1 protein-coding gene is annotated in these 6,900 nt (G+C 56.2%); it reads left to right on the forward strand.

Going from position 1 to position 6,900, the window contains the following annotated elements; genetic code table 11:
- The first annotated feature begins 154 nt into the window (after positions 1-154).
- Positions 155-6,526: an RHS repeat domain-containing protein gene (locus tag G4D87_RS30725; RefSeq protein WP_240358738.1), complete on the forward strand. Its 6,372-nt coding sequence runs from the start codon at positions 155-157 to the stop codon at positions 6,524-6,526.
- The last annotated feature ends 374 nt before the right edge of the window (positions 6,527-6,900 follow it).

Raw genomic sequence — 6,900 nt, forward strand, 5'->3', positions numbered from 1 at the left:
TACTTGCACAGGGGACGCTATGGGATGTGTCCCCCAGCGGGGGCACCACGGATCGCTGCGTGCGGAAAATACGGAAACTGGCAGAGAGTACATCTTCCGGTCGAAGAGCGGCGTGGAGTACCGGCACGGAAGGCTGGACTCAGCGAGTTTCCCCGTGAAGTACCGGCTTACGTCAATCGTCGCTCCTACTGGTCACCGAGTTTCGCTCACCTATGGTGATGCCTCGGTCGATGGTTCCCTGACTCGAGTCTATGACGATGCGAGCGGCAGACTCCTACAATTGGAATATCAGCGTGAAGTCGGTCGTCTGCGGTTGAGCAAGGTTGAGTTGCACCATGCAACTTCGCCGGATGCCACAGTTACGACGTTCCTTGATGCTTGTGTTCAGTACCGATACGATGGACAGCGTAGTCTGGCCTCGGCATCGCGTTATGAATCAGCTTGTGATGACGGCGGATATCTCTATAGCACAGAGTCATACCTGTATGAGAGCGAGCGATTCGATGCCGGCAGAACTCGTTTGTCTCAATATACGGGGCCCAATGGCGAGGTGACCCGGTATACGTATTATGGCAGCACGGATGTGGTGCCAGGAGAAGATGATTATCTGCTGTTGATGAAGAAGGATGAGAGAGTAAGGTCTGTCGCGGAGGTGCTGGAAGCTTCACCACTTCGACTGGCTACAACAGTATTCTCTTACAGTATTTCCCAGGAGTTGCGAACAGTGTTGGGGCAGTCCCTTCCCACATTCGTAACGACAGTGAAAGGTCCAAGGGTGGAGGTGCCTCAGACAGTCTACCGCATGGGCCTCACTGGAGCAGTAGTAGAGACTGAAAAGCCGTTGTCTCAAGGCGTTTTCGCTCGAACTGGGGCACTCTGGGATCCGGTACATCGCACTCGTGAGGCCGAGGAAGACGGGCGAGGACGAGTAACGCGCTACGAATATGACGAGCGAGGAGACCTGATTGCTCGTCGCATCAAGGGAAAGGTACTGCCTGCCTCAGGTCCATCGGAACCTACAGTAGCCGTTGTTGGAATCGATGGGCTACCAGTTACTGAGGTTGTCGAGAAGTGGGGCTATGAACCAGGCTTCAACACATTGGTGTGTCATGTCGATGCAGAAGGCTATGCTACAGTTTCGCGAGTGGATTCCTCGTGGGATGATCCCGTAAACGGGCTGCCATCTGGGACTGGCCAAATTCTAGAGACCCGGCGATATGCAACGAAGGTGTCTCGACAGCAGTTGGTCTCAGCGTCGAGTTGTGAGGAAATCGTTTCTTCGTTGCCTCAAACTCCTTCGGACACGGTGTTGAGTTGGCGCTACTGCGACGTTGAGGGAGTCGTCTGTCCCGCACATGCCCGCCGCGGCGATTGGGTGGAAAACGTGGGGGCAGATGGCCACGTCGATCGTGCTACGGCTTACAACGTCCAAGGCAATCTACAAGGAAAGACAATACAGGTTAGTGGTGCGTCCGTTGTGACGGTTCGGTATGGGTACGACGCTCGTGGTAGAGTGGCGTGGGAAGAGGATAGTCAGAACAATCATCGTTCCTGGGAGTGGAATGCAGATAATCGACTGGGTTATGAAGATATTCATGGATATGGAACCTTGGGGGTGGTTCGTATTGTCGAATACTATCCCGGAGGCCAGGTAAAGAGAGAGCAGTTCGGATTCGAAAATCGGCTGTATCGTGAGCACAAGTTAGACGCGGCGGGACGGCTGGCGACCACAGTTGAGAAGTACTTCAATGATGGTTGGGTGCAAAATGAGATTCGGTATACGCATGATGATGCAGGGAATAAGGTAGGTGTCGTAGATAGAAGAGGCGTTAGGACGTCTATAGAATATGACTATGCTGACCGGCCTGTAGAGATGACGGTTTTTGTGGAAAACGCATCTCGGTTCATTTCGCAGGGGGGAAGCCACGATGAAGTCGGCCGCACCTACACTAAGTCGCGAACCGCCTACGATGCGGTTGGGAACAAGGTGTGGGAGGCCGACGTGTCCGGCTTTGAGCGGACATATCTGTTGGACTCACTTTACCGTGTAGTGGAAGAGCGCAGCCCAGAAGTACCCGGCGAGAGCGATACTTCGCCCCGGCTCCGTTATACGCAGGGCTTTGCGTATGACTTGATGGGGCGACGTGTGCGTCATGTCGATGGGAATGGTTACGCGAGCACCGTTGAGCATGATCACATGGGGCGAGCTGCTGTCTTGTCTGATCCGATTGGCCGCGTAGAGCGGCGTAGCTACGACGGACGAGGCAATATTACGGTGGCACGTTGGGAGGCAGGGGGGCTCCAGCAGCGTATGACGACAACGTCGTACGACGGGTTGGGTCGCGAGCTTTCCATCTCCGAGCAGTTTTCGACGGAGTTGGGACAAGAGGTGTATGAGACGCAAAAGGTCTATGATGACACTTTGCGTACAGTGTGGACTCGCGATGCGCGCGGGTTCTTGCATTCGAAGGTGATCGATGCTCTGGGGCGCGATTATAAGGTGGTGGTTGATGCTGCCTCAGGCCCATTGACGCGTCAGCCAAACGATCCAAGGGCCGGGGTAGCGCTTGGCCTGAGTGAAGTGACAGCATATGACCACCACGGTTACCCTGTGTTCAAGACGGACGCGCTAGGTCGAATTACGGACACTGTGCACGACCCATTTGGGCGTTTGGTTGCAGTGCATCGTCCCATGGGTGTCTCTGAGAAGCATTTTCATGATGGAGAAGGACACGTCATTCGTTCCGTGGATGGTCGTACGCTTGAGCGGCGATTTACGTACGACGCATTGGGACGTCCTCGCAGCGAGATATTGATAGAGAGTTTGTCTCAGGAGGGGCAGCCGCTGACAGTGCGTCAGCATACTTACTTCGACACGCCGAACTCGGAAGGACTGACGCGCGAAGAGATTCGAGACGCACGTGGTAGCCTTACTACCCTCTTCAGGGATGGACTTGGTCGCGAGGTCCGCCGCACGGACGCTCTTGGCTATAGCTGGCAGACGTGGTTTGACGCTTTGTACAAGCGTCAGGAGAAAGATGCCAAGGGGTACGTTACAAGGTTTACCTACGACGGCGTCGGGCGCCCGCTGAGCCAGTCTGAGTACCAACCAGGTCAAAGTTCGCCTGCTTACACTCAAAGCTGGGAGCACGCAGACGCGAGTCGCAGCCAGACGCATGTGGATAGGCGCGGCACTCCCACGGTAACCTCCTTGGATGGGTTGGGGCGAAAGGTGGGCTCGACTCGCGGCCTGGGAGAAGACACTGCAGAGGAGGCTTGGGGGTACGACGCAGCCGGGCACGTTGTCTGGATTCTTGATGCCAACGGTCACAGCACTGAGCGTGTCTACGATGGCGCCGGGCGTCTGGTGGAAGAGACCCGTGGGATTGGCGAGCCGGAGTCGGCAACAACAAAGTTCCAATATGATGCTGCAGGGCAGTTGACGCAGCAGAAGGGCCCAAGAGCAACTGGAACCGCATATGACTTTCGATACACTTATGATGATCTAGGGAGGCAGGTCCGCGAAGAGGATGCGAATCATCATGTTGCGGTTCGGTCGTATGATGCGGCAGGTAACCTAGTTTGTGCTAAGCAGCCACTGGGGAATCCATCGCTCGCTCATGGGGCCGCGCAAGGACTGACGATTGCTCAGGTGATGCCGTATGCATGTAACGGCGCATATGTGACCCGCCATGCATACGATGAGGAAGGGAAGCTGGTATCGCTCACTGATGCCGCTGGTGGGGTTTATTCGTACGTCTACGATGCCGTACGTAACTTGGTGGCGAAGCAGGATGCCAATGGAAACCTCACTACATATGAGTACGATCCGCGAAGCCTACGCACTGCTGAGCATCAACATCTGGATTTCCACGCACGATTGACTTCAGCTCAGCGGGCGGCCGTGCCGCTCTTCGAAGGCGGCGCGACATCCTCGGGAAATGTAGGCACTCTCACTTGGCGACATACCCATGATGCCAATGGCAACCCAGGCAGTCTGGTTGATCCCAAGGGGCAGAGGACTGACTTTGAGTATGGGATGTTCAACCGCCTGAGGAAGCGAGTTTATTCGCTGCATGCGGCGCCGCGTGAATTCCCGTCGGTGGATAGTGAGGAGTTCGTTCGCGATGGGAACGGGAACGTCACCCGGGAGTTGCAAGTTAAAGCGGTGGTTGGGGGGGCTGCTCAAGATGCGATTACTTCGACATATGACGCGCTCGGCCGTCTGAAGACGCAGCTTCGGGAGTATGATGGGAAGCTGATTTCCGTTGAGCATGACGCAGTGGGAAACCGTACGCAGGTGGTGGATTCGGATGGAGTTGCAACTGCGTATGCTTATGATTCCTTGGGCCGCTTGTCGCGGGCCACGCTGCCATCGGGGGTGGTGGAGTACTCGTACTGGCCAGATTCGTTGCTTAAGAGAGCTGTTTGGCCGAATGGGGTGTCAGAAGGGCGCTGCTATGATGCCGTGGGTCAGTTGGTAGAGTTGCTCGTCGTCAGAGGGACGGTTGGCGAGTACTGCGCGACAAGCGGGGTAATGCTCTCGCGATACTTGCATGTATATGATGGGAATGGAAACCGAGTAATGCAGCAGGAGGCGCGTACGTCGCCCTCGACTCAAGTTTTCGGTCCCGATGAGGTGACAAGCTATGGATATGACGTCCTAGGGCGATTGACAGGTGTAAAGACGGATGGAGCGTATTCTACTCTGTATCGGTTGGACGCAGTAGGTAACCGAACAGGAGAGCGCCGAGTTCCGTCTTTTGCCGTGACCACCCTGGGGCCCGAGGCATACTCGATGGCCACGCCATCGGACCTCACTCATGACGCGGTTGCTACGTTCAGCCGAGTGGACTGGTTGCGAAGTGTCGTAGATGTGAAGGACTCCTCGCGCAACTCAGTCTTTGATTACGACCTTGTCGGGAATTTGCGCCAGAGGACGGCGCAGGGCGGCACCCGCTCCTTGGCTTGGGATATCCGAAATACTCTGACTGCCGTTTACGACAACGGGCAGGAGGTTGGTCGCTACGACTACGACATCAATCTTCAGCGGATGCGGCGAAGCACGTCCACCGAGAATGTTGAGTACGTCGTCGACTCGGGCTTTGTGCTGCAGGAGTTGAATGCCTCCCTAACGGGAAGTCCGACATATCGAAGGTACCACTATGGCGTTGGCCCTCTGGCTGTCGCGGATGGTGGCGCGGGAGCAGGAGCCACGTTGCGGTTTCTTGGCTCTGATGGGTTGGGCAGTGTGTCCGACGCGACGTCTGCCTCCGGAGAAATGGTGGCCGCGCGCAAGTATGACGCCTGGGGTAACCATCGTGATGACACGCATCCCTCGGCTGGTGAATTCAAGATCGGTTACACGGGACATCAGTTTGATGTGGAGACGGGATTCACTTACGCGAGAGCCCGCTATTACGATAGCGAGTTGGGGCGGTTTGTTTCGCGGGATTCGTACGGTGGTCAACTGGACGATGCTCCGAGTTTGCACCGGTATGCGTATGCGAATGGAAATCCACTTCGATTCGTCGATCCGACAGGTCACTGGAGTACGGAAGAGTTTGTGTACGGGCTTGGGGATGCTGTGCGAGGAGTTATCAACTCAGGTATTGGTGCCGTACGTCCGCTGGCAGCCATGGCAGGTGGGGCGACTGGCGAGTTCGACGAGAATTGGAGCTTTCAACTTGGACAAACAGACACTTGGCATGGCGAGCTGAGCAATTCAGTCGGTGGGATGGTTGCCGCGGTTACGACGGTGGTGGAGGACCCTGTCGGCACTGCGTCGCGTGTCGTGGACGCCACTGGGCAGATGCTCGGGGAGGGGGCGGCGGCTCTCTACATGGCTGCCACAGAGGATGGCATCGTTGGAGATGCTGCGAGCCGGGAGTTCGGGCGACGGGCACCGGATTTGATTGGCACAGCATTGGGCGTAGGCGGAACAGCCAAGGGCGTAAAGGTGGTGGGCGAGTCGGCCATTGATGCCGCGAAGCGGCAGGTGGCCAAGCGAGGCGCTCGAAATGCGGCGAGAGAATCGGCCGAGGCTATTGGCAACGTCGACCGCCATGCGCTGGCTCGTGCCGGAGCCGTCGGGGATGATGTCGTTGCGGCCAAGTTCCGTGAAGTAGAGGTTTCGGCCCCAGAGTTTTCCGATTTGGATGAGTGGTACCAGTACAAGGAACGTTATGTTGACCCGCAGGCATTTATTGATGGTTTCGTTGTCGATAGTTGCATGCGAGTGAAGTTTTCATTTAGGCCGAACTTTGATCCGAAATTGAAGTCGTCAGGGAAGGTAAGGCTTGATGTGAGTACCCACATTGGACATCCTGCTCTGGTTCGTGATTCTGAACTATTTAAGACGCTGGCTCACGAAGAGTCCCATCATCGTCTTAATGCCCGGGCGAAGCGAGGTAGTGAGAGGGCCACGCGATTGAGGAGGAATATAGAGGTCGAGGAAGATTATGTTGAAGAGGTCGCCAAGAGATATTTCCGGAAGAAGTCGCTTAAGCGAACCTTTGCCCATTAGAGGTCTGTATGAGCCAGCAGTCGCGCACACCCGTGCACCCCAGCAACTGGGATGAAGTCGAAAGTATGGTGGATTCACTGGGGCGGAATGTGCCTCCTATGGTGTGTCCAACATGCGGCAACATGGTGTCTGTGGAATTCACTGCGCCACCACGCCGTTCTGCGCGAATTACGTGCACGACTTGCAAGGTCGAAACGATTATCGATGGCCTACCTCTTGGTTGATCAAAGGAACGAGAGTGGAGCGTGAGCCTTGAGCTGTGTCCTTCCGTCAGACGTGCGTGAAAGGCCCCTGGTGCCCAGGCCTGATGCGTTTTCTCGGGGTCGGATTTGAAGAAGGGTCGTCGGGTCGCGGGGTTGCGCGCGGGAGGGGTG

This window comes from Myxococcus vastator (assembly GCF_010894475.1).
In the GTDB taxonomy this organism is placed as follows: Bacteria; Myxococcota; Myxococcia; order Myxococcales; family Myxococcaceae; genus Myxococcus; species Myxococcus vastator.